Raw genomic sequence first — 22,855 nt, forward strand, 5'->3', positions numbered from 1 at the left:
CCCGTCGCCCCGGTCGCGATCTCACCTCACGCAGGTGAAACCACCGCCGGGTTCGTGGTCCTCGCCGTCGCGCACGCATGCTCTCCACACAGGAAGCTGCGGACATGCTCGGGGTCTCCCGCAACGAGCTGAACGACTGCGGATCGTCGAAGCAGCCATGCACAACAACACGATGGAAGGCCTCCCGGTCACCGATGCCGCGCGCTCGGATGCCGTCGCGTTCGTGAGCGGCAATACGTCGACCAGCAGACCGGTGTCCTCCGCAACGTCATCGGTGCCACTCCGCGCACCAACGATCTCGACGAGTTCTGCGCCATCCACCATGTTCGACGCACTCGTGACGAGGTCGCCCTGATCGTCACCCGGCCGGCGTCAGCACCTCCACGCGGTTGCCCGCGCCGTCGAACGCGTGGAAGCGCTCGTAGCCGTCGAAGGTGTGGCGGTCCTTCCACGTGATCTCGAACCCGAGGCTCGCGAGGCGGGCACCGACGGTCTCGAGGTGCGTGACGTCGTCGGCCACGAGGGCCGGGTGCGCCTTGCGCGCGGGCGTGAACGGTTCCTCGACGCCGACGTGGATCTCGGCGGTCGTCCGGCCTTCGTCGTCGAAGGCCCGGAACCAGCAGCCACCGCGACCGGCGAGAGCCTCGGGCTTGGGCACCTCGGTGAGCCCGAGCCCGTCCCCGTAGAAGCGTCGGGCGACGTCCTCGCCGTCCCGTGGGCAGGCGACCTGGATGTGGTGGAGGCGCATACGGCGATTATCACTGCTCACCCTGCACGCCGGCGGGCTGTGCGGGATCGGAAACGCCCGCCGCCTCCGGCTGTCCTATGGTCGGTCCCATGGAGCCGCAGGCACGCAGCGTCACCGCGCACGTCGAGCGCGTGCTCGCCCTCGTCACGCCGCTGCGGGCGGTGGACCTGGACCTCGAGGACGCGCTCGGCTCGGTGCTCGCGGAGGACCAGTACGCCGCCGCCTCCGTCCCGCCCTTCGACGGCGCGGCCATGGACGGGTACGCCGTACGGCTGGCAGACCTGCCGCCCGACGGCAGCCCGGTGACGCTCCAGGTGACGGGCGACGTCGCGGCAGGCGAGAGCGACCTGCCCGTGGTCGGCCCTGGGCAGGCCCTGCGGATCATGACCGGTGCCCCGCTCCCGTCCGGCGCCGACGCCGTGGTACCCGTCGAGCACACCTCCACCGGCCGGTTCGTCGCGGGTGCGCCCTGGACGGAGTCGTCGGTCACGCTTGCCCGGCGCCCCCGGCCGCACGTCCGGCGCGCGGGCGAGGACGTGGGCGGGGGCGACCTCCTCGCGCCCGCCGGTACGGAGGTGACGGCGGCACTCGTGGGCGCGCTGACGGCGTCGGGGACGGTGCGGGTCCCGGTTCGACGCCGGCCGCTGGTCGCCGTCCTCTCCACCGGGTCCGAGCTGGTGCCGGCCGGCACGGCGCTGGGGCCGGGACAGATCACCGACTCCAACGGCCCGATGCTCGCGGCGGCGGCCCGGGCGGCCGGCGCCGACGTCGTCCGGCTCGGGCCGGTGCCCGACGCCCCGGTGGCCCTCCGCGCCGCACTCGACGAGGCCGTGGGCTCGGGGGCAGACCTGGTCGTGACGGCGGGCGGTGTCTCGGCCGGCGCCGCGGACGTGGTGCGCGAGGTGCTGGCGGCGCCCGCCCGTGCCGCGGCCGGCGATCCCTCCGTCACCGACGCCGATGTCGCCGCCGTCGCGATCTCCCCCGGCAAGCCCCAGGCCCTTGCCCGCTGGCGCGGCGTGCCCTGGCTGGCGCTGCCCGGCAACCCGGTGGGGGCGTACGCCTCGTTCGAGCTGTTCACGCACCCCGCGATCGACCGGCTGCGCGGCGCGAAGACTCCGGGGGGACCACGGCTGGTCGCGCAGGTGGCCGCCGCCGGCTGGGCCGGCTCGCCCGGGCGGCTGCGCGTCGTCCCGGTCCGCCTGGTCCCCCTGCCGGACGGCGACGCGGCGGTCGGCACCAACCCGAGCGCCGTCGGCGTCGTACCGACGGGGTCCCACCACGCACTGTCGGCACTCGCCGCCGCCGACGGCCTGGCGCTGGTGCCGCCCGACGTGGAGAAGGTGTGCGCCGGCGACCCCGTCCAGGTGCTGATGCTCCGATGACAGATGCCCCCGGCGTCGCGTACGACGCGGTGATCCTGGCCGGTGGCCGGGCGGCGCGGCTCGGCGGTATGTCCAAGGCGGGCCTCGTCGTCGACGGCGCGCGCCTGCTCGACCGGGCGCTCGAGGCGAGCACGCGGGCGCGAGCGGTCGTCGTGGTGGGTCCGCCGGAGCTCGCCCAGTCGCTCCCGGCCGCGGGCGACCGCGGTCCAGGTGTCGTGCTCACCCAGGAGGACCCGCCGTTCGGTGGGCCGGTCGCCGGCGTGGCGGCGGGGCTGCGCGCCGTCCCGGGCCCGAGCGCACCGTGGGTGCTGCTGCTGGCGGTCGACGTGCCGCACGCCGCGGGGGCCGTCGGGCTCCTCGAGCGGACCGTTTCACGTGAACCCGTCGACGGCGCCTACCTGGTCCGTGACGGCCGGCCCCAGTGGCTGGTCGGGCTGTACCGCCGTTCGGCGTTCGACCTCGCCCTGAGCGGGATCGAGGCGGACGGCGCCGCCATGCGGCGGCTGGTCGGTGGGCTGCGCTGCGCGGAGGTGCCGGACCCGGCAGGCTGGAGCGACGACATCGACACCCCGGCGGACGCGGCCCGGCTCGGCGCCGCGGCGGACGACGACCGAAAGGACCCGAGATGACTGACCTCGACAGCTGGGTGGAGGCCCTGGAGGCCGAGCTGGGCCTTCCCCCTGGCACCATCGACGTCCCGGAGGTGCTCGACCTGGCCCGCGACGCCGCGCACGCCGTCGCCCGGCCCGCCGCGCCGGTCACCACCTACGCCGTGGGTTTCGCGGACGGGCTGGCCGCTGCCGGTGACATGGCGGCGACGACGAGCAGCGGACCCGACGCGACCGAGAAGGCGAGCGGTCTCGCGGCCCGCTGGGTCACCGGCTGACGCGTGCGGTGCCGGGGGAGGCGCCGGTAGCGGTGTCGGTACCGGTGGCCTGCGGGCGGCCGGTGTGCCGGGCGACCGCGGCGCAGGCCGCTCCCATCAGGAGCACCACCGCGACCGTGAGGAGCGCCCTGGACATTCCCGAGGCCAGGTAGACCCCGCCGATGGCGGCGATCGCCACGGTCTGGGCCACGAGCGGACCGGTGGTGTTGAGCGCCGAGAGGGCGGATGCCCTGCCGGGCGGGACCAGCTCGGACAGCCCGGCGATCAGGGGGCTGTACCCGGCCGAATGACCCGCGCCCGCCAGGACGAGCAGCGGGGCGAGGCTCCAGGGCGACGCCCCGGTCGAGACGGCGGTGACGACGGCCGCCAGCACGACCGGCCCTGCCACCGGCAACGCACGCACCAGGCGCTCCGGCATCCGCGCCCAGGTCAGGCTCATGGCCCCGAACCCGACCGTGTACGGGAGAAAGGCGAGGCCGGCCGCGAGCGGCGTCCAGCCTCGGTCGTCCTGCACGTGCAGCGTGAAGACGAACAGGAAGGCCGCGTAGCACCCCATCACGACGGCGCAGGCCAGCAGGCCGGGCTTCAGGCCGCGCGGGCGCAGGACGGCCAGGTCGAGCAGGGGCCGGTCCGTTCGCGCCTGATGCCGCAGGAACCACGCGAGCAGCGCCACCGACAGTGCGAGGGCGCCCAGCGCCCACCACGGCCAGCCCGCCTCCCGCCCCAGCGTGAGAGACCCCGTGAACGCACCCATGCCGAGCGCGAGGACCGCGATGCCCGCGGGGTCGAGATCGCGTACCCGGACACGCCCCGACGGTGCTCCGGCGGCGGCCGTCAGCGCCCTCCCCGACGCCACGAGCAGCAGCACGCCCACGGGCACGTTCACCAGGAACACCGGCCGCCACGACAGCCCGAACAGGTCCGCGGAGACCAGCAGTCCGCCGAGCACCTGGCCCAGCGCGACCCCGAGAGCGAGGACCGTCGAGTAGACACCGACGGCCCGGCGTCGGGCAGGGCCCTGGAAGTGGTGCTGGATCAGCGAGAACACCTGCGGGACCAGCAGCGCCGCCCCCGCTCCCTGGACCACGCGCGCGGCGACCAGGACGCCCGGCGTCGGAGCCAGGCCGCAGGCCAGCGACGCGGCGGTGAAGACGGCCAGCCCCCACCGGAACGCACTGCGGTGCCCGAGCAGGTCACCGAGCCGCGCGCCCGTGACGATCAGGCTCGCGAGAGCCAGCAGATAGCCGGACAGCACCAGCTGCTGCGTCGCACCGGTCGCACCGAGGTCGCGCTGGACGGCGGGCAGGGCGACGTTGGCGATGGAACCGTCCATCGAGGCCATGGTCTGCGCGGCGAGGAGCACCACGAGGAGCAGGGGTTTGCGCATGGTCCCAGCGTCCGGCGGCCGGACGGACGGGTCTTGAACATCCTTGCTCGGCACAGTGCGCCGACCGGGTGTCGGTGAGCCCGTCTACGGTGGGCTCGTGCGCCGCTCCACGCCGGTCCTCACCGCATCCGAGTACTCGGTGCGGGTCGTGGAGTGCGCCGACGAGCACACCGGGTGGTCCGCCGCGGAGCCGGCCGGCACGTTCGGGCTGGTGCTACCTCGGCGCGGACGCTTCCGGCGGCTGAGCGCGGGCGTCGAGCAGTCGGTGGACGTCACGCGGGGCTACGCCCAGGTGCCGGGTCGGGAGCAGCGGTTCGCGCACCCGTCGGGTGGCGACGTGTGCACGTTCGTCTCGGTCGGCGCGACCCTCTGGCAGGAGATCGCCGGCGACCGGCCCCCACCTGCCGTCGTGCGGGTCGACGGTGCCACCGAGCTGGCCCACCGGCTCCTGCTCCGGACGGCACACGACGCGGCGGACCCCGCCGAGCGGTTGGTCCGCACGGTGGCCACCGCCGCACGCACCTCGCCGTCGGACGGCATGGTCTCCCCGGCACGGACCCCCGCCGCTCGCGCCTCCCGGGCGCGTCTGGCCCGGCGCGCGCGGGAGGCGGTCCTGGACGGCGCACCCGCGGCCGGCGACCTGCTCAGCCTCGCCCGTGCTCTCGGTACCTCGCCGGCCCACCTGAGCCGGGTGTTCACGGCCGAGACGGGCAGCACCCTCACACGGTTCCGCAACCGGGTGCGGGTGAGCAGGCTCCTCGGCCGGCTCGAGGAGGGGGACGCCGACCTGGCCACCATCGCGGGAGACCTGGGCTTCGCCGACCAGGCACATCTGACCAGGACCGTCCGGGCAACGCTCGGCACGACGCCGGGCCGGGTGCGCCGCGCGTTCGCACACACCTCCTGACCACCCGTCGACGGCGGATCAGGACCCGGCCCTATGGCCTCGGCACCTCTTGTCGGGCGTGGAGCGCGAACCGCGCGGGTCGGTTGTCAGAGGCGCCGCCTATGGTGTGGCGCATGGACCGGAGCCCTCTCGAGTTCGCGGTGATCCCGACGGCGATCGGCGAGTGCGCGCTCGTGTGGAACGAGCACGCGGAGATCGTCGGCTCCGCGCTACCCCACGGCGGCGCCGACCAGGTTCGGGGCGCCGTGCGCAGCTGGTACCCGGGGTCGGTCGAGGCTTCGCCCGCCCCGGTGGCCACGGCGGTGTCAGCGCTGACCCTCCTGCTGGCCGAGGGCGTCGGGGACCTCGCCGAGGTGCCGCTGAACATGAGTGCCGTGCCCGAGTTCGACCGCCGCGTGTACGAGGTGGTGCGAGCCATCCCGCCGGGCGAGACCCGCACGTACGGCGAGGTGGCGGCCGAGCTCGGGGCTCCCGGAGCGGCGCAGGCCGTCGGGCAGGCGATGGGCCGCAACCCGTTCCCACCGATCGTGCCGTGCCACCGTGTGCTGGCGGCCGGCCGCAAGGTCGGCGGCTTCTCGGCCCGTGGGGGTCCGCGCACCAAGCTGCGCATGCTGAAGACCGAGGGCGTCTACCTGGAGCAGCCCACTCTCTTCGACCTCTGAGCCGGTGGCGGCTACTGTGATGTCGGCGACCAACGGTGGCCGTATCTCACATATGAGTTACAGTCGTCATCGTGACTATCGCCAGCCCCGACCGCCCACTCACCGGATCGATTCCCGTGGTGGATGCCGCTCAGGTAGGATCCCTGGTCCGTGGTGCCCGTCAGCACCGTGGACTGACCCAGGCCCAGCTCGCCGAACGGCTGAACACGAGCCAGAGCGCCGTGCACCGGATCGAGCAGGGTGCCCAGAATCTCAGTCTTGAGATGATCGGCCGGATCAGTGCCGCTCTCGACTCCGAGCTCATCACTGCCGGCGCCGCCAAGCGAACCCATCTTCGCATCGAGGGCGGGCACCAGCTCTCAGGGACGATCGAGGTGAACTCGTCCAAGAACGGCGCCGTGGCCCTGCTGTGCGCCTCGCTCCTCAACCACGGCCGCACGGTGCTGCGCAACGTCGCCCGGATCGTCGAGGTGGACCGAATCCTCGACGTGCTGCGCTCCATCGGTGTGCGCGCCACCTGGGCCCCGAACGGACGCGACCTCGAGATCGTCCGCCCCGAGAAGCTCGACCTGGCCGCCATCGACGTCGACGCCGCGGTGCGGACCCGTTCGATCATCATGTTCTTCGGCCCGCTCCTCGGACTCGAGCCGGACTTCAAGCTCCCCTACGCCGGCGGGTGCGACCTCGGTACGCGCACGGTCGAGCCGCACATGATCGCGTTGCGCCCGTTCGGGCTCGACGTCGTCGCGACCACCGGGCACTACCAGGCGACGGTCACCCCCGGCACCGGGGACCTCTCGATCGTGCTCACCGAGCGCGGTGACACCGTCACCGAGAACGCGCTGATGGCGGCCGCAGGGCGTGACGCCGTGACCACCATCCGCAACGCGAGCCCCAACTACATGGTCCAGGACCTGTGCTTCTACCTGGAGCTGCTGGGCGTGCGGATCGAGGGCATCGGCACCACCACCCTGCGCGTACAGGGCCGCACGCGGTTCGAGACGGACGTGGAGTACACCGTCTCCGAGGACCCGGTCGAGGCGATGAGCCTGCTGACCGCGGGGATCGTGACCGGGTCCGAGATCACCGTGTCGCGGGTGCCGATCGAGTTCATGGAGATCGAGCTCGCGACCCTCGCCGAGATGGGCCAGCAGTACACCCTCAGCCCGGAGTACGTCGCGTACAACGGCCGCACGCGCCTGGTCGACGTCACGGTGCACCCGAGCGAGCTGCGCGCCCCGATCGACAAGATCCACTCCATGCCGTTCCCCGGCCTGAACATCGACAACCTGCCGTTCTTCGCCGTCATCGCGGCGCGGGCCACCGGTAGCACGCTCATCCACGACTGGGTCTACGAGAACCGCGCCATCCATCTCACGGACCTCACCCGCCTCGGTGCCGACGTGCAGCTCATGGACGCCCACCGGCTCCAGGTCACCGGCCCGACGCGCTGGCGCGGCGCCGAGGTGAGCTGCCCGCCTGCTCTGCGCCCTGCCGTCGTCATCCTGCTCGGGATGCTCGCTTCCACGGGGACGTCGGTGCTGCGCGACGTCGACATCATCGCCCGCGGCTACGAGCAGCTGGCCGAGCGCCTCATCGAGCTCGGCGCGCGGATCGAGACCTTCCGCGACTGAGCGGGTCCCGGAGGGGACGTCGGCTCGGGTGCGACACTGTCCAGCGTGTCCGACGTCCCCACCCACCCCCTCCTCGAGGTGCTCCTCGCCGGGGGCTCCCGCGCCGAACGGCTCACGGCGTCGCGCACGTTCCCCGAGCGCACGGCGGAGCACGCGGACTGGCCCCGCTGGGCGGACGCGACAGTGGTGCAGGGGTACCGGCGGCTCGGCGTCGACCGGCCGTGGACGCACCAGGCGGTCGCCGCCGACCTCGTGCACCAGGGCAGGCACACGGCTCTCGCGACGTCGACGGGATCGGGCAAGTCGCTGGCGTTCTGGCTGCCGGCGCTGTCCGCCGTCCGGACCGCGGCGGCGGCCGCCACGCTGGATCCCGGCAACATCGAGTCTGCGCACGTGCGCCCCACGACGATCTATCTCAGCCCCACCAAGGCGCTGGCCGCCGACCAGCTGAGCGCACTCGAACGGGTCCTCGACGCGGCGGGCACCCGGGACGTCCGTGTCGCGACGTGCGACGGCGACACCTCGCGCGAGGAACGCTCCTGGGTGCAGGACCACGCCGACGTCGTCCTGACCAACCCGGACTTCCTGCACTACGCCCTGCTGCCGAACCATCGCCGCTGGTCACGGCTGCTGAAGGGGCTGCGGTACGTCGTCGTCGACGAGGGGCACGCCTACCGCGGCGTCTTCGGCGCGCACGTCTCCCTGGTGCTGCGGCGGCTCGCCCGCCTCGCGGCGCGGTACGGCGAGGGCTCCCCCACGTTCGTCGTCGCCTCGGCGACGACGGCGGAGCCCGCGGTCGGCGCTGCCCGCCTCATCGGTGTGACGCCCGACGACGTCACCGCGGTCACCGACGACGCGTCACCCTCCGGACGCCGCACCGTGGTGCTCTGGCAGCCACCGGAGATCGCGGGCTGGCGGCCGGCCGACCCCACCGAGGCGGACCCTTGGGCGGTGCCCGGGACCGACCCCGGGCCCGACCCCGAGGCCGCGCCCGTGGCGGCAGAGGCTCCGCCGGAACACCCTCGCCGGTCCGCCACCGCGGAGGTGGCCGACCTGCTCGCGGACCTGTCCGCCGCCGGAGCACGAAGCCTGGCGTTCACACGGTCCCGGCGGGGCGCCGAGTCGGTGGCGCAGCAGGCCCGCGACCACCTCCGGCACGCCGCGCCGGACGCCGCCCGCCGGATCGCCGCCTACCGGGGCGGCTACCTCCCGGAGGAACGCCGCGAGCTGGAGCAGTCGCTGCGCACCGGAGACCTGCTCGGCCTCGCGACGACCAATGCCCTGGAGCTGGGCGTGGACATCTCCGGCCTGGACGCGGTGCTCATCGCCGGGTGGCCGGGCACGCGCATGTCGCTGTGGCAGCAGGCCGGCCGCGCCGGGCGTGCGGGAGCGGACGGCCTGGTCGCCTTCGTCGCCCGCGAGGACCCGCTGGACACCTACCTCGTGACCCATCCGGAGGCGGTGTTCGAAGCCCCGCTCGAGGCGACGGTCTTCGACCCCGCGAACCCGCACGTGCTCGCGCCGCACCTGTGCGCGGCGGCCCAGGAGGCGCCGCTGCGCTCGGAGGACCTCGCGGCGTTCGGCGATACCGCCCACGTGCGCGGCATCCTGGAGGTGCTGGTCGCCCGCGGCGCGCTCCGGCGCAGGACGTCCGGGTGGTACTGGACACACCACCAGGCCGCGGCGGGTCTCACCGACCTGCGCGGGGCCGGCGGGTCGCCCGTCCGCGTCGTGGAGCAGGGCACGGGCCGCATGCTGGGCACCGTCGACGCGGCGTCGGCGGACGGCCAGGTCCACGACGGCGCCGTCTACGTGCACCAGGGCACCACGTACGTGGTGACGCACCTCGACCTGGCCGACCACACCGCCGTCGTGCAGCGGCGCAGGCTCGACTACGGGACCTGGTCCCGCTCGGTCATGTCGGTCGCCATCGAGGGCTGGGACGACGAGGCGGCCGACGCCACCGGAACCGACGGGGACGCGGACGACGGCCCCGGCCACGACCTCGTCACCCGGGAGTGGGGTCCCGTCACGTGGGGACTCGGGCCCGTCGAGGTGACGTCGCAGGTGGTGAGCTTTCAGCGCCGCCGCGTGCCGGACATGCAGGTGCTCGGCACGGAGCAGCTCGAGCTGCCGGAACACACCCTCGGCACCGTCGCGGTGTGGTGGTCGGTGCCGGAGTTCGTGCTGCGGGCCGCCGGCGTCTCCCCCGAGGAGACGCCGGGCGCCCTGCATGCCGCCGAGCACGCGTCGATCGGGCTGCTGCCGCTGCTCGCGACGTGCGACCGCTGGGACCTGGGTGGGGTGTCCACCGAGCTGCACCCGGACACCGGCGAGGCGACCGTGTTCGTGTACGACGCCTACCCGGGCGGCGCGGGTTTCGCGGAGCGGGCCTTCCACCTGGGTGCGACGTGGCTCGCGGCCACCCGTGACGCGATCGCCGCCTGCCCCTGCGCGGACGGGTGCCCCGCGTGCGTGCAGTCCCCGAAGTGCGGTTCGTACAACGCGCCGCTGGACAAGGCGGCCGCGGTACGACTCCTGGACGCCGTGCTGTCCCACGCCCCCTGACGTCCTCTGCCCGCCGCCGCTGCCACTACTCGCCGAGCCGCTTGAACGGGGTGGTCGAGAACACGACCTCGACGGCGACGTCGAAGTACTCCGCGATCCGCAGCGCGAGGTGCAGCGAAGGGCTGTACTCGCCACGCTCGAGGTACCCGACCGTCTGGTAGTGCACCCCGAGCGCCTCGGCGAGCTCACGCCGCGAGACGCCGCGTTCGGCCCGCAGCATCGCGATGCGGTTGTGGACGACGTCGGACTGCTCTGCGACCAACTCAGTACCCCTGGCTCATGTATCGCTCCCGTGCCGCCGCCACCGTGGAGCCCGACTCCCGCCGGGCCATCCTGCGGAGCACGATCGGCGCGAGCACCATACCCAGGACCGCCCAGGCGCCGAGAACCGCGAACATCTCCACCGTGCGCCACGACTCGCCGATCTCGACCGACGCCATCGCGTCCGGGAGCATCGCCGAGCGGGCGCCGAGCCCGAGCCAGTAGTAGGGGAACGCCTGCCCCACCCACTGCAGCCATTCGGGCAGAGCGGTGATCGGGTAGAAGATCCCCGACGGCACGATGAGCAGCATCGACCCGAGGAACAGCAGCCCGGTCTGCGAGGCGCGCTTGAGCAGCGAGCCGAGCGCGACGCTGATCGGGACGGTGGCGACCATCCCGACGAGGAAGATGAGGATCAGCAGGACCCAGGTGCGGACGTCCAGGCGCAGGTCCCCTGCCACCGCGAAGGCCGGGATCACGAGGGCGACCAGGCTGACCACCGTGGTCAGCGCGAACATCAGGATCTTGCCGACGAGGTAGCCGATCATCCCGTTCGGGGTCGCCTTCGCCCGCAGCAGCGTGCCGTCCTCCCGGTCGACGACGATCGTGCTGGCCGGCCCTGTGAGCCCGCCGAACCCGATCGACATGCCGACGAGGCTCGGCAGCACCATGGCGCCCAGCGCGATGTCCGTGCCCGGCACCGTGCTGCCCCGCATGAACAGCAGGACGACGAGGTAGATGACCGGGAACGCCAGGTTCCAGACGAGGTCGCCAGGCTCCTGGATCGAGTACTTGGTCTCGAGCCAGCCGCGGGACAGCCCGGCGCGTACGGCCGCCCATCGGGCCTCTGCCTGCGTGGCCGTGGTCATGACGGCACCTCCTCGGTCTGCCCGGGCCGGTCGGTCCCGGGCCGGTCGGTCTCGGGGCGCTCGGCCTCGGGGCGCTCGGTCTCGGCCCGGTGGACGAGTGACATGTACGTGTCCTCGAGGCTGGCCCGCCTGACCTCCAGGTCGGTGACGCCGTCGTCGCGGGCCAGCAGGTCGCGGACGAAGCCCGTGGGATCGCCCTCGGTCACGGCGTGGACGTGCCTCTGGCCCTCGGCCGTCCAACGCACCTCCGCCTGGGTGGTCAGCTCGCGCGCGAGCTGCTCGGCGGAGCCGTTGGCGACGATCTTTCCCCCGTCCAGCACGATGATCCGGTCGGCCAGCTTCTCGGCCTCGTCGAGGTCGTGCGTGGTGAGCAGGATGGTCGTGTTCTCGAAGTCGGCCAGCCGGTGCACCAGGTCGTGGAACTCGCGGCGGGCGTGCGGGTCGAAACCTGCGGTCGGCTCGTCGAGAAAGACGAGCTCCGGCCGGCCCACGATCCCGATCGCCACGTCCAGCCGCCGTCGCTGCCCTCCCGAAAGGGTCTGGATCTTCGCACGCGTGTGCTCCGCGAGGCCGACGACCTGGATCAGCTCGTCCACGTCCCACGGTCGCGCCACGTCGCCGGTCGAGTAGGGGGTGTAGAACCGCGCGAGGTAGCCGAGCAGGTCCCGCACCCGCCACCTGCCGTGGTCCCGCCACGACTGGAGCACCACGCCCAGCCGTGCACGCCAGGCCTCGCCGGCGTGCGCGGGATCCTCACCGAGCACCGATACCTCGCCGGCCGACCGCATGCGGAAGCCCTCGAGAATCTCGATGGTGGTGGTCTTGCCCGCACCGTTGGGGCCGAGCAGGGCGAGCACCTCCCCTCGGTCCGCCGCGAACGAGACGCCGGTGAGCACGTCCTTGGTCCCGTAGCGCATGCGCAGGTCGCGCACATCGAGTGCCGCGCCCGACGGCGGAGGTGCCTTCTGCGCACTCATTGCATCCTCCATACTTTTCATAGCAGGAATACTACGACCCGTACGAGATCCATGTCATCCACTTTTCGTGTCGAGTGTCGCGGCCCCCTCGATACGGGGACCGGCTCGTGCCGAGGCACTGGCTCGTCCGAGCGCGCCTCCTGGACCGCCCGCCGCACGCTCGGCCACGACGCGGACCACGCCCCCGCCGAGCACCTCGCACGAAGCGAGCTCGGCTCCGTTGCGCCCTACAGCGGCGCCGGCGGTGGCACACGGTTCGAATCCGTCCCGCAGCGCGGTGGCTCCCGCGAGGGCTCCTAGGTCGGCAGCGGCCTGCGCCGCCCCACGCGCGTTCTGGGCGGCGCCCAGCGCCGCGATCCCCGCCGCGAGCAGCAGGACCACGCCGACGATCCCGAGAACCAGGACCGTGCCCGCACCGCGCTCGGACTCGCGGCCGGACCGACCCGTCGCCCGCGGCCCCGCGGTCACGGCTCGACCCACGCCGCCGCCGTCCCCGTGGCGCGTAGCGGTCCGGACAACCAGCCACCCGCCACCGGCCGTGTGACCGTCACACGCACCCAGCGGCCCTCGTGCGCGAGCGCCAGCTCGGCCTCCGGCCCGCCCACCTTCGCGACGGCCGCGCTCACCGCGGCGTCCTGCTCTCCGATCGCGACGGCCCGCGCCCCCGCGCGGGCCGCGTCCATGGCGCGCATCTGCGCCGTGGACGCGGCCGCGAGGGTGAGCACGGCGACGAGCACGAGAACCACGACAGGCAGCCCGATGGCCAGCTCCGCCGTGACCGTGCCCCGCTCCGACTCACGCTGCGCCATGAGTCAGCCGATCGAGAGCGCCGACTGGACCAGCGACGTGAGCATCGCCTTCACGTCGCCGCCCTTCAGGATGGCCAGCAGCGCACCGGCGAACCCGGCAGCGGCGAGCGTCGCGATCGCGTACTCCGCGGTCGCCAGCCCTCGCTCCGACTCGCGCTCGTCGGCCTCCGCCTGCGACCGGTCCTCCGGTTCGGGGCAAGCCACCGCCGTCGTCATCGTCATGTCTCCTCCGTCTCCGCCCGTGTCCGGGCATCCGGCCCGCACGCGGGCCCTCTTGTCCGGCCCGCTCCTGCGGGCCGGCTGTGTCGGGCTCGTCGCTACGAGCCGCTGTCCGGCCCGCTGGCGCGGGCCCCGACCGCCGTGCGGCGGTCGGCGTCGGCGTGTGTCAGCACGCCGAAGTTCTGGTTGCCGAGCGAGCGGCGGTTCCCACGTCTCCGAACCGCCGTGGCCGCACCCTCAGCCGGCGAGCAGGTCGATCCCCAGCGCCAGCAGCACGGGGACCAGCCCGACCAGCACGAACGCCGGCAGATAGCACGTGCCCAGCGGGAGCACGAGCCGCACCCCGAGCCGGGCTGCCGCGGTCCTGGCCGTGCCGCGCCGCTCGTGCCGCACCTCCTCGCCTGCCGCCCGGAGTGCCTCGCCCGGCGCGGCGCCGTCCAGCCAGGCGCCGCGCAGTGCCCGGACCATCGGGTCGAGGCCCGGCGGGGAACCGGCCCACGCGCGCTCCCAGGTCGCTCCGAGCACGAGGGCGTGACCGGCCCTGGTGAGCACGGCGCCGTCGGGACCGCCGACCGCCGCGCCGGTCGCCTCCAGCGCCCGTGGCACCCCGGCGCCCGAGCGGACAGCGGCGGCCACGAGCTCCAGCACGACCTGGATGTCCACGCCGGGACCGTCGGCGCCCCGCGCCGCGGCTACCAGGCGGTCCGACCAGACGCGGCCGGCCACGAGCAGCACCAGACCGAGACCCACCGCCAGCGAGCCGACGCCACCGTCCGTCGCCGTCGCCACCGGGTCGGCGCCGAGCCCCCACCCGAGGAACCCACCGGCGACCGGCAACCACATGAGCAGCCGCCCCGTGGTGCGCGGACCGGCGAGCGCGGCGTCCCGCTCCGCCCTCGACTCGGCCTCCGCGACGAGCGTTCCGGCGACCTGCTCGAGGACCCGTCCGAGTGGTGCGCCGACGTCGAGTGCGAGCCGGGTCGCCGCCACCACCGCCTCCGCGTGCCGGAGGCCGAGCACCCCGGCGAGCCCTCCGACGTCCGGCACGCCCGTGAGGTCGGCGCCGACGCCCGCGGCGCGGGACCAGGCCGGCCCGGGCGACGACCCGGCCCGGAGCAGCGCGACCACCTGCATCAGGACCACACGGACGGCGTCGCCTGGGCTGCTCCCCGCTCGGCGCGCGCGGCTCTGCCGCACCGGGACCGTGCCGTCGGGCACCAGATCGGTACCGGCCGGCGGTTCCGAGCCGGCTGCCCGGCCCCGGTCGGCACCTCGGCCCGCCGTGTCGAGCACCTCCGCCAGGCGGCGCCCGCCCCGCGCCAGCACGAGCCAGGCACCGAGCGCGACCAGCAGCCCCACGCCGAGCGGCGCCATCGCCCTCACCACGGCCCGTACCTGCCTGCCAGCTCTGTCCACCCCGCCGGTTCGACCACACAAGCGCCGCTGCCGTCCCACCGTGCGACGGTCCGCACCTCGAGCTCTCCGCCCGGCGTGCGCCCGACCAGACCGATCTCCGCCAGGTACCGCGCACCGTGCGAGCGCCGCAGGTGGAGCACCACGTCCAGCGCGCCGGCCGCCTGGGCGGCCACCGCTTCGCGAGTCATCCCGGCCAGCCCGGCGAGCGCCTCCAGCCGGGCTGGCACGACGGCCACGGCGTTGGCGTGGAGGGTCGCGAACCCCCCGTCGTGCCCCGTGTTCATCGCCATGAGCACCTCACGCACCTCGGCGCCCCTGCACTCACCGAGCACTATCCGGTCGGGTCGCATGCGCAGCGCGTTGCGCACGAGGTCCGCGAGACCCACCGCGCCGGCGCCCTCGACGTTGGCACGCCGGGCGGCGAGGTGCACAGCGTGCGGGTGCGCCGGCCGGAGCTCACGCGCCTCCTCGACCGTCACCACGCGCTCGTTGCCGGGCACCAGGGAGAGCAGGGCGGCGAGCAAGGTCGTCTTCCCGGTGCCCGTACCTCCGCTGACCAGTACGTTCGCCCGGCGCAGCACGAGCGCGCGCAGCAGGCCCGCCCACTGGCTCGGCAGGGCCCCGCCGGCGACGAGCTCGTCGAGCGTGAACGCGCGGTTCCGGAGCACACGCAGCGAGATCACTGCACCCGTCTCGGCGAGGGGTTCGAGTACCGCGTGCAGGCGGGTGCCGTCGGGCAGGCGCGCGTCGACGGTCGGGCACGCGTCGTCGAGCCGCTGGCCGCCGAGCGCGGCGAGCCGGACCGCGAGCGCTCGGACCTCACCGGCCGTACCGAGGCGCACCGGGGCCCGCTCGAGCCCCGCACCGCGGTCGACCCACACGTCGGCGGGGCCGTTGACCAGCACGTCGGTCACGTCCGGCGCGTCGAGCAGTGCCTGCAGCGGCCCGGCGCCGGTGAGCTCGGCGCGGGCGGCGCTCTCCAGGTCCCGGAGCGCGTCCGACCCGAGCACCCGTCCGGAGTCCCGTACCGCGTCACGAACGGCCCTGCCCGCGCCGGTGCGGCCGGTCGCGAGGCGCGCACGGACGTCGTCGAGCAGAGTGGCCTCACCCACCGGTGCGTTCACAGGGCACCCGCGATGTCGGTCGCGAACCGTCCGAGCACGGCCCGGTGCGACACCGCCGGGCCATCGCCGCGCTCGACCGCCCGGGCGAGACCGGCGTCCCGGCCCAGCTCCGCGACGACCAGCAGCCCGAGGGCGGCGGACACGTCGTCCGCGTCGACCGATCCCGGCGCAGGGCCCCGCACGACGACCCGCACGTCCGGCACGCCGGCCCCGCGCAGGGCGTCACGTACCCGCTGGGCGCCGACGGTCGCAGGAAGCGTCAGCGGCACGACGAGCAGCGCCGTCTCACAGCGGGCCAGCAGGGTGGGCACGGCCAGGCCGTCACTGCCCGGCGCCTCTGCGGCCGCTCCGGTCCCGCGCCGCGTGGCGGTACCCCAGGCCCCCGGGCGCGGCAGGTCGAGCACCAGCGTCTCGCCCGCCCGGACCAGCCCGCGGCACACGTCGAGCACCACGTCGTCGTCCGGCGGAGTGCCGGCTGCCGTGCCACTCAGCACCGGCACGAGACCCCAGCGGGGCAAGGCCGCCACCACGCCCGTGCCCTCGACCTCTCCGCGTGCCCCGACCAGGTCCGGCCAGCGGGCGCCGCGCTCGCCGTCGGTCCCCAGGAGCAGCTCCGTGCCCGGTGCGTGCGCGTCGAGGTCGACGAGCGTGGCGCGCTCACCGCTCCGGCGCAGGCCGTGGGCAACGCACGCGGCAACCACCGACGCACCGGCTCCACCGCACGCCCCGACCACGCCGATCATCCGCCCGGGCTCCGGTGTCATGCCACCCTCTGTGCTGACCATCGCCGCCTCCTCCTGCCCGGGTGGTCCGGGCGTCCACCAGGCGCCCGGCCCGGTCCGTGGCCCGGGCGGACTGCCCGGGCTCCGCAACCAGGTTGGACGTGCGGTGGCCTGGCCAGGTGCCGCCGCCGGCGCGGCTGTGCACAGCCTGGGGAATGTGGCGCTTGTGGTCGGGCTCCCTCGACGGTGCCGCCGTGACCAGGGTCTGCGCGTCGGGCCGACGAGTTTTCGTCCGGGCCGCGGAACACACCGTGGGAGAAGCCCTCCGGTGGGTCAGCCCCGTTAGGCTCGTCGCGTGACCGAGCAGGTTCCCCAGATCGCCACTCGACGGCTGCCGCACGCTCCGCGTACGGCGGCGTTCTTCGACCTCGACAAGACGATCATCGCCACCAGCTCGTCGGCGGCGTTCTCGAAGCCCTTCCTCGCGGGCGGGCTCCTCTCGCACGCCGATGTGCTGCGCAGCGCGTACGCCCACTTCGTCTTCATGATCGGCAATGCCGACGCCGACCAGACGGAGCGGATGCGCGCGCACCTGTCGTCGCTGGTCACGGGCTGGGACGTGGCGAAGGTCCGGCAGATCGTCACCCAGACGGTGCACGAGCTCATCGACCCGTACGTCTACGCGGAGGCGGTCGAGCTCATCGCCGAGCACCACGCGGCGGGCCGGGACGTGGTGGTCGTGTCGGCGTCGGCGGCCGTGCTGGTCGAGCCGATCGCGGCGGTGCTCGGCGCCGACCACGTGCTCTCGACGCAGATGACCGTCGAGGACGGCCGCTTCACCGGCGAGATCGACTTCTACAACTACGGCGACAACAAGGCGGTGGGGATCCAGCGGCTCGCCACCCGAGAGCGGTACGACCTCGCGCGCAGCTTCGCCTATTCCGACTCCATCACCGACGCGCCGATGCTGGCAGCCGTCGGCCACTCGTACGTGGTCAATCCTGATCGGGCGCTGCGGCGGCGGGCGACCCAGTCCGGCTGGGGCATCCTCGCGTTCACCCGTCCGGTCGCGCTGCGCCCGCGCATCGAGCCGGTCCCGGTCATCGCGGTGATCGGCGCGGCGGCTGTCGGGGTCGCCGTCTGGCTGGTCTGGCGTGCTGCCCGGCGCCGGGCGCGGCGCGTCTGAAGCAGAGGCACACAGGTCGCCTGATCTACCGCATCAGGTCAAGCCATGGCAAGGCCGAGGATTTTCCCAGCCTATTGCCGACATGACAGGAATTGGCAATTGTGAAGATGAGTCCGCTCCGGTTGCTTTTGTTACCAGAAGGCAGTGTGATTGTGTTCACAGCAAGTATTCAGGGCGGAAGGGACCGTGCCCTGGGGTCGAAAAGGTCTTGGCCTGATCGACAGCGAGCGACGTGCACGGTCACCCCGCCAAGCTGGTGAGAGCGGTATCCGGCTTGAGGATGCTCCCGGGCGCCGTACTCGTGGACCGAGATCTCGCCACCGCAGTGGCCGGGCCCTCGCACTTCCGGATCGCGATCGGAAGAACGCGAGGAGCCCGGCCGCACGGCGAATCGTTTCGCGGAATGCACGCCAGCCGGAAAAGAATCACCGCGTTCGACATTCCCTCGGCGCCGAAACGCCGCAGGCACGGAATTCACGCCCAGCTCACTTGCTTCGCCGGTCCTCGCTCCGGGTCAGCGCCACTGCGCACGCGAGTACTGCGGCTGCATTCCGACCCCTGACTCCACGGGTAGCACCCCGATCTGCTCCCGCAGCGTGTGTGCGGCACGCAGCGGCCAGTACGGGTCGCGCAGCGCCTCGCGGCCGAGCATGACGGCGTCAGCCGAACCCTCCACCAGGATCTGCTCGGCCTGGACCGGCTCGGTGATCAGCCCGACGGCGCTCACCGGGAGCCCGGACACCTCCCGCACGCGGCGCGCGTGCGGCACCTGGTAGCCCGGCCCGACGGCGATGGTCGCCGGCGCGACACCGCCGGTCGACACGTCGATCAGGTCGGCGCCGAGCGCCCCGAGCCGGCCGGCGACGGCGGCGACGTCCTCCACGCCGAGGCCGTCCTCACGCCAGTCGGTGGCGGACAGCCGCACCAGCAGGGGCCGCTCGTCCGGCCAGGCGGACCGCACTGCCCCCACCGTCTGCTCCACGAGCCTCGACCGACCCTCCGCCGACCCGCCGTACTCGTCCGTGCGGGAGTTCGCGAGCGGCGAGAGGAACTGGTGGAGCAGGTAGCCGTGCGCCGCATGCACCTCGACCACGTCGAACCCTGCGTCGAGCGCCCGGCGCGCGGCTGCCGCGAACTGCTCGGGAACATCCGCGACCTGGGCGGCCGTCATCTCCGCGGGGAGGTCGTAGCCGGGGAAGGCCGCGGCTGACGGACCGACCGTCGGCCACCCGCCCTCGGCCACGGGAACGGTGCCCTGCACGGAGGACCACGGCCGGAAGGTGGACGCCTTGCGTCCAGCGTGGGCGAGCTGGATGCCGATCCGGGCCCCGCGCTCGTGCACGAAGTCGACGATGCGCTTCCACGCGACGGCCTGCTCGTCGGTCCAGATGCCGGTGTCCTCTGGCGAGATGCGGCCCTCCGGCACCACGGCGGTGGCCTCCGTCATCACGAGGCCGAAGCCGCCGACAGCACGTGCGCCGAGGTGCACGAGGTGCCAGTCGTTCGGGACACCGTCGGACGCGGAGTACTGGCACATCGGCGCCAGCCAGACCCGGTTGGGGACGGACAGCTCGCGGAGGGTGATCGGTTCGAGGAGGAGGCTCACGACCCCACCAACGTGGCCGGTCGCCAGGCCATTCCGGGCCGGGCCGCCGCTGTCTCACGACCTGACACGGAGTTGTGAGGACTGTCACCGTCCAGGACTACACTCACCGGGCAGAGAGAACGTCAAGGCAGCGCCAAGTGCCTGCCCGAACGCAACGCGAAGACGCGCACCGGAGGTCACCGTGACAGACACCAACCCGACGTCGGACCCGGCATCCGGCCCTAGCCTCGAGAACCTTCTGCACGAGACCCGCAGCTTTCCGCCGAGCGCGGAGTTCGCGGCGCAGGCCAACGCGAAGGGCGACCTGTACGAGCGGGCCTCGGCGAGCGGCGAGGAGTTCTGGGCCGAGCAGGCCAGGGACCTCCTGACGTGGAAGACCCCCTTCACCGAGACCCTGGACTGGAGCGGCGTGCCGGTCGCACGGTGGTTCGGGGACGGGACGCTGAACGCCGCCTACAACGCGGTGGACCGCCACGTCGAGGCCGGCCACGGCGACCGGGTGGCCATCCACTTCGAGGGCGAGCCGGGCGACACCCGCACGGTCACGTACGCCGACCTCCAACAGGAGGTGTCCCGCGCCGCGAACGCCCTCACCACGCTGGGTGTCGGGACCGGTGACCGTGTGGTCATCTACCTGCCGATGCTCGTGGAGTCCGTGGTCGCCATGCTCGCGTGCGCCCGCATCGGCGCCCCGCACTCCGTCGTCTTCGGCGGCTTCTCCGCCGACGCCCTGCGCAGCCGGATCGCCGACGCCGAGGCCACGCTCGTGGTCACGGCCGACGGCGGGTTCCGCCGGGGCGCGCCGTCGACCCTCAAGCCCGCCGTCGACGAGGCGCTGGCCCCCAAGGAGGGCGCGGACCCGACCACCGTCCGGAAGGTGCTGGTCGTCCGGCGCACCGAGCAGGACGTGGACTGGGTCGAGGGGCGCGACGTGTGGTGGCACGAGGCCCTGGCCGCCGAGTCGGACCAGCACGAGCCGGTGGCGGTCGAGGCGGAGCACCCGCTGTTCATCCTGTACACGAGCGGCACCACGGGAAAGCCGAAGGGCATCCTGCACACCACCGGCGGCTACCTCACGCAGACCGCCTACACCCACAAGTACGTGTTCGACCTCAAGCCGGAGACCGACGTCTACTGGTGCACCGCGGACATCGGCTGGGTCACCGGGCACTCGTACGTGGTCTACGGACCGCTCGTGAACGGCGCCACGCAGGTCCTGTACGAGGGCACGCCCGACACGCCGCACCGCGGCCGCTGGTGGGAGCTGATCGAGAAGTACAAGGTCTCCATCCTGTACACCGCGCCGACGGCGATCCGCACCTGCATGAAGTGGGGCGACGACATCCCCGGCGGGTTCGACCTGTCCTCCCTGCGCGTCCTCGGTTCGGTGGGCGAGCCCATCAACCCCGAGGCCTGGATGTGGTACCGCCGCGTCATCGGCGGCGACCGCGCCCCGGTCGTCGACACGTGGTGGCAGACCGAGACCGGCGCCATCATGATCAGCCCGCTCCCCGGCGTCACCGCGGCCAAGCCCGGCTCGGCGCAGGTCGCGCTGCCCGGTATCGCGGCGACCGTCGTCGACGACGAGGCGAAGCCCGTGCCCGACGGTGGTGGCGGCTACCTCGTCCTGTCCGAGCCGTGGCCCTCCATGCTCCGTGGTATCTGGGGCGACCTGGAGCGCTACAAGGACACGTACTGGTCCCGGTTCGAGGGCCTGTACTTCGCCGGCGACGGCGCCAAGAAGGACGACGACGGTGACATCTGGCTCCTCGGCCGCGTGGACGACGTCATGAATGTGTCCGGGCACCGGCTGTCCACCACGGAGATCGAGTCGGCCCTCGTGTCGCACGAGATCGTGGCGGAGGCCGCCGTGGTCGGCGCTGCCGACGACACGACCGGGCAGGCAGTCGTCGCCTTCGTGATCCTGCGCGGCGACCACGCGAACCGGGCGGCGACGCCGGAGGGTGCCGCCGAGGTGCAGAAGGAGCTGCGCGACCACGTGGGCAAGGAGATCGGCCCCATCGCCAAGCCCAAGAAGATTCTCGTGGTGCCGGAGCTGCCCAAGACGCGGTCGGGCAAGATCATGCGCCGCCTGCTGCGCGACGTCGCCGAGGACCGGACCGTCGGCGACGCCACGACGCTCGCCGACTCCTCGGTGATGGACCTGATCACGGCGGGCCTGCAAGCGCCGTCGTCCTCGTCAGAAGACTGACCCTCCCTACGCCGAGGTAGTCGTCTGGCGAGGTAGTCACGCAGCGTTTGCCGGGTGACTACCTCGCCAGACGACTACCTCGCCACATGACTACCTCGGCAGATGCAGGAAGATGGGTACATGCGTATCGCTGCCCCCATCGAGATCGGCCCGCTCGACGCCGACGCCCAGCAGGCCGTCCGAGACCTGGCCGCGGCCGCGGAGGCGCACGACGGCGTCGCGCCGCTCTCCGAACAGCCGCTGCTCAACCTGGGCACCGACGCGGAGTGGATCACCCACGTCGTCGCGCACACCAAGGCCGGCAGCACCATCGGTTACGTGCAGGTCGACCGCTCCGGTGACACCGCGAGCGCCGAGCTGGTGATCCACCCGGAGCACCGCCGGAACGGCCACGGCCGCATGCTCCTCAAGACCGCCGAGCGCGACGTGACGCTCCCGTCCCGATCGGGTGAGCCCGGCCAGCACGGCAGGCAGCTGCGTGTGTGGGCGCACGGCGACCTCGAGCAGGCCCGTGCGTTCGCTCGGGCGGCGGGCCTGCGCCCGGTGCGCGAGCTCCGCTTCCTCGCGCGCCCGCTCGTCGCAGAGAGCACGGCGGGAACGGCGAGCACCGCGGGGACGGCGGCACCGGTACCGCCGGCGGTACCCGCCGGCTACCGCCTGCGCGCATTCCGCCCGGGGGCCGACGACGCTGCCTGGCTCCGCGTCAATGCCCGCGCGTTCGCGACCCATCCGGAGCAGGGTCGTATGACTCTCGACGACCTGCGGGCCCGGCAGGGTGAGCCGTGGTTCGACGCGGAGGGCTTCCTCCTGCTCGAGCCGGAGGAAGCTCCCGGTGGGCCGGACGGCGCCGGGCCCGCCGCGTTCGTGTGGACCAAGACGGAGCCGGGCCAGCCGGCCGACGCCCGTGACGGCGAGATCTACGTGCTCGGCGTGGACCCGGACCAGCAGGGTGCCCGCCTGGGCCGGCTGATGACCGACGTCGGGCTGGCGCATCTCGCGCGCAGCGGCGCGACCCGGGCCGTGCTGTACGTGGAGGGCGACAACACGCCGGCTCTCGCCACGTACGAGCGGGCCGGTTTCACGCGGGCTGCCGTACACGTTCAGTATGCCCGCCCGTGACGAACGCTCTCCGAGAGCGTCACCCACTGTGTACCGAACGGTGACACCATGAACCACATGAAGGACAGCGCTGGGCACACCTCCGCACGGACCCGGGACAAGAACGGCCGATTCATGAAGCAGAGCCCCCGCACGACAGGCGCAGAGAACATGAACGGCGA

At 73.4% G+C, this 22,855-nt stretch carries 23 protein-coding genes; 11 read left to right on the forward strand and 12 right to left on the reverse strand.

Translation table 11 applies throughout. The features are described from left to right. Positions 1-34 precede the first annotated feature (34 nt). On the forward strand, positions 35-355 hold the full coding sequence (locus ACYVK7_RS00460; protein WP_460885708.1) for an antitoxin VbhA family protein: 321 nt from the start codon (positions 35-37) through the stop codon (positions 353-355). 3 nt (positions 356-358) lie between these two features. On the opposite strand, the gene ACYVK7_RS00465 is transcribed toward ACYVK7_RS00460, so the two are convergent. Continuing rightward, a complete protein-coding gene (locus ACYVK7_RS00465; RefSeq protein ID WP_460885709.1) occupies positions 359-748 on the reverse strand; it encodes a VOC family protein in 390 nt (129 codons plus the stop codon). Positions 749-837: 89 nt separating this feature from the next. Here ACYVK7_RS00465 and ACYVK7_RS00470 point away from each other — a divergent pair, with 89 nt between their 5' ends. From ACYVK7_RS00470 to ACYVK7_RS00480, 3 genes are read left to right on the forward strand one after another with little or no spacing between them, the layout of a single operon-like run. Beyond that, positions 838-2,130, forward strand: a complete 1,293-nt coding sequence (locus ACYVK7_RS00470) for a molybdopterin molybdotransferase MoeA (RefSeq protein WP_460885710.1) — start codon at positions 838-840, stop codon at positions 2,128-2,130. Continuing rightward, a complete protein-coding gene (mobA, locus tag ACYVK7_RS00475) occupies positions 2,127-2,759 on the forward strand; it encodes a molybdenum cofactor guanylyltransferase (protein ID WP_460885711.1) in 633 nt (210 codons plus the stop codon). Before ACYVK7_RS00470 ends, mobA begins: the two co-directional genes overlap by 4 nt. Then, positions 2,756-3,016, forward strand: coding sequence for a DUF6457 domain-containing protein (locus ACYVK7_RS00480; RefSeq protein WP_460885712.1), 261 nt, complete (start codon positions 2,756-2,758; stop codon positions 3,014-3,016). Before mobA ends, ACYVK7_RS00480 begins: the two co-directional genes overlap by 4 nt. Here ACYVK7_RS00480 and ACYVK7_RS00485 read toward each other — a convergent pair. After that, the gene (locus ACYVK7_RS00485; protein WP_460885713.1) at positions 3,006-4,403 is read right to left on the reverse strand and encodes an MFS transporter; all 1,398 of its coding nucleotides are present in this window, start codon (positions 4,401-4,403) and stop codon (positions 3,006-3,008) included. The genes ACYVK7_RS00480 and ACYVK7_RS00485 overlap by 11 nt on opposite strands. A 97-nt stretch (positions 4,404-4,500) precedes the next feature. Here ACYVK7_RS00485 and ACYVK7_RS00490 point away from each other — a divergent pair, with 97 nt between their 5' ends. The 4 genes from ACYVK7_RS00490 (at position 4,501) to ACYVK7_RS00505 (ending at position 10,174) form a co-directional block, all read left to right on the forward strand. Beyond that, complete coding sequence (locus ACYVK7_RS00490) at positions 4,501-5,310, forward strand: helix-turn-helix domain-containing protein (protein ID WP_460885714.1); 810 nt, start codon at positions 4,501-4,503, stop codon at positions 5,308-5,310. 113 nt (positions 5,311-5,423) lie between these two features. Continuing rightward, positions 5,424-5,972, forward strand: coding sequence for a methylated-DNA--[protein]-cysteine S-methyltransferase (locus ACYVK7_RS00495; protein ID WP_460885715.1), 549 nt, complete (start codon positions 5,424-5,426; stop codon positions 5,970-5,972). A 71-nt stretch (positions 5,973-6,043) separates the two neighbouring features. Then, entirely contained in the window at positions 6,044-7,606 is a 1,563-nt protein-coding gene (locus ACYVK7_RS00500) for a UDP-N-acetylglucosamine 1-carboxyvinyltransferase (RefSeq protein WP_460885716.1), read from the forward strand. Between the two features lie 45 nt (positions 7,607-7,651). Further along, on the forward strand, positions 7,652-10,174 hold the full coding sequence (locus ACYVK7_RS00505) for a DEAD/DEAH box helicase (protein WP_460885717.1): 2,523 nt from the start codon (positions 7,652-7,654) through the stop codon (positions 10,172-10,174). A 25-nt stretch (positions 10,175-10,199) separates the two neighbouring features. Here ACYVK7_RS00505 and ACYVK7_RS00510 read toward each other — a convergent pair whose 3' ends face one another. The 9 genes from ACYVK7_RS00510 to ACYVK7_RS00550 form a co-directional block, all read right to left on the reverse strand. Next, on the reverse strand, positions 10,200-10,436 hold the full coding sequence (locus tag ACYVK7_RS00510) for a helix-turn-helix transcriptional regulator (protein ID WP_460885718.1): 237 nt from the start codon (positions 10,434-10,436) through the stop codon (positions 10,200-10,202). A gap of 1 nt (position 10,437) precedes the next feature. Next, positions 10,438-11,304 (reverse strand): ABC transporter permease, encoded by an 867-nt coding sequence (locus ACYVK7_RS00515; protein ID WP_460885719.1) that lies wholly within the window; start codon positions 11,302-11,304, stop codon positions 10,438-10,440. Next, positions 11,301-12,281 (reverse strand): ABC transporter ATP-binding protein, encoded by a 981-nt coding sequence (locus ACYVK7_RS00520; protein WP_460885720.1) that lies wholly within the window; start codon positions 12,279-12,281, stop codon positions 11,301-11,303. Before ACYVK7_RS00520 ends, ACYVK7_RS00515 begins: the two co-directional genes overlap by 4 nt. 54 nt (positions 12,282-12,335) lie before the next feature. Continuing rightward, positions 12,336-12,749, reverse strand: a complete 414-nt coding sequence (locus ACYVK7_RS00525; RefSeq protein ID WP_460885721.1) for an Rv3654c family TadE-like protein — start codon at positions 12,747-12,749, stop codon at positions 12,336-12,338. Further along, positions 12,746-13,090: a TadE family type IV pilus minor pilin gene (locus ACYVK7_RS00530; RefSeq protein ID WP_460885722.1), complete on the reverse strand. Its 345-nt coding sequence runs from the start codon at positions 13,088-13,090 to the stop codon at positions 12,746-12,748. The genes ACYVK7_RS00525 and ACYVK7_RS00530 overlap by 4 nt, the downstream gene beginning before the upstream one ends. A 3-nt stretch (positions 13,091-13,093) precedes the next feature. Further along, positions 13,094-13,312, reverse strand: a complete 219-nt coding sequence (locus ACYVK7_RS00535; protein WP_460885723.1) for a DUF4244 domain-containing protein — start codon at positions 13,310-13,312, stop codon at positions 13,094-13,096. 234 nt (positions 13,313-13,546) lie between these two features. After that, on the reverse strand, positions 13,547-14,683 hold the full coding sequence (locus tag ACYVK7_RS00540) for a type II secretion system F family protein (protein ID WP_460885724.1): 1,137 nt from the start codon (positions 14,681-14,683) through the stop codon (positions 13,547-13,549). A gap of 5 nt (positions 14,684-14,688) precedes the next feature. Continuing rightward, on the reverse strand, positions 14,689-15,837 hold the full coding sequence (locus ACYVK7_RS00545; protein ID WP_460885725.1) for a TadA family conjugal transfer-associated ATPase: 1,149 nt from the start codon (positions 15,835-15,837) through the stop codon (positions 14,689-14,691). 8 nt (positions 15,838-15,845) lie between these two features. After that, positions 15,846-16,634 carry a CpaE-like family protein gene (locus ACYVK7_RS00550; protein WP_460885726.1) on the reverse strand — a complete coding sequence of 263 codons (789 nt, stop codon included), beginning with the start codon at positions 16,632-16,634 and terminating at the stop codon, positions 15,846-15,848. Between the two features lie 292 nt (positions 16,635-16,926). Here ACYVK7_RS00550 and ACYVK7_RS00555 point away from each other — a divergent pair, with 292 nt between their 5' ends. After that, on the forward strand, positions 16,927-17,757 hold the full coding sequence (locus ACYVK7_RS00555; RefSeq protein WP_460885727.1) for an HAD family hydrolase: 831 nt from the start codon (positions 16,927-16,929) through the stop codon (positions 17,755-17,757). A gap of 514 nt (positions 17,758-18,271) precedes the next feature. On the opposite strand, the gene ACYVK7_RS00560 is transcribed toward ACYVK7_RS00555, so the two are convergent. Then, positions 18,272-19,363, reverse strand: a complete 1,092-nt coding sequence (locus tag ACYVK7_RS00560) for an NADH:flavin oxidoreductase/NADH oxidase (RefSeq protein WP_460885728.1) — start codon at positions 19,361-19,363, stop codon at positions 18,272-18,274. Between the two features lie 181 nt (positions 19,364-19,544). Here ACYVK7_RS00560 and acs point away from each other — a divergent pair, with 181 nt between their 5' ends. Both acs and mshD read left to right on the forward strand, forming a co-directional pair. After that, the gene (acs, locus tag ACYVK7_RS00565) at positions 19,545-21,575 is read left to right on the forward strand and encodes an acetate--CoA ligase (RefSeq protein ID WP_460885729.1); all 2,031 of its coding nucleotides are present in this window, start codon (positions 19,545-19,547) and stop codon (positions 21,573-21,575) included. Positions 21,576-21,695: 120 nt separating this feature from the next. Then, on the forward strand, positions 21,696-22,694 hold the full coding sequence (gene mshD, locus ACYVK7_RS00570) for a mycothiol synthase (RefSeq protein ID WP_460885730.1): 999 nt from the start codon (positions 21,696-21,698) through the stop codon (positions 22,692-22,694). The last annotated feature ends 161 nt before the right edge of the window (positions 22,695-22,855 follow it).

The organism is Promicromonospora xylanilytica (assembly GCF_054782895.1).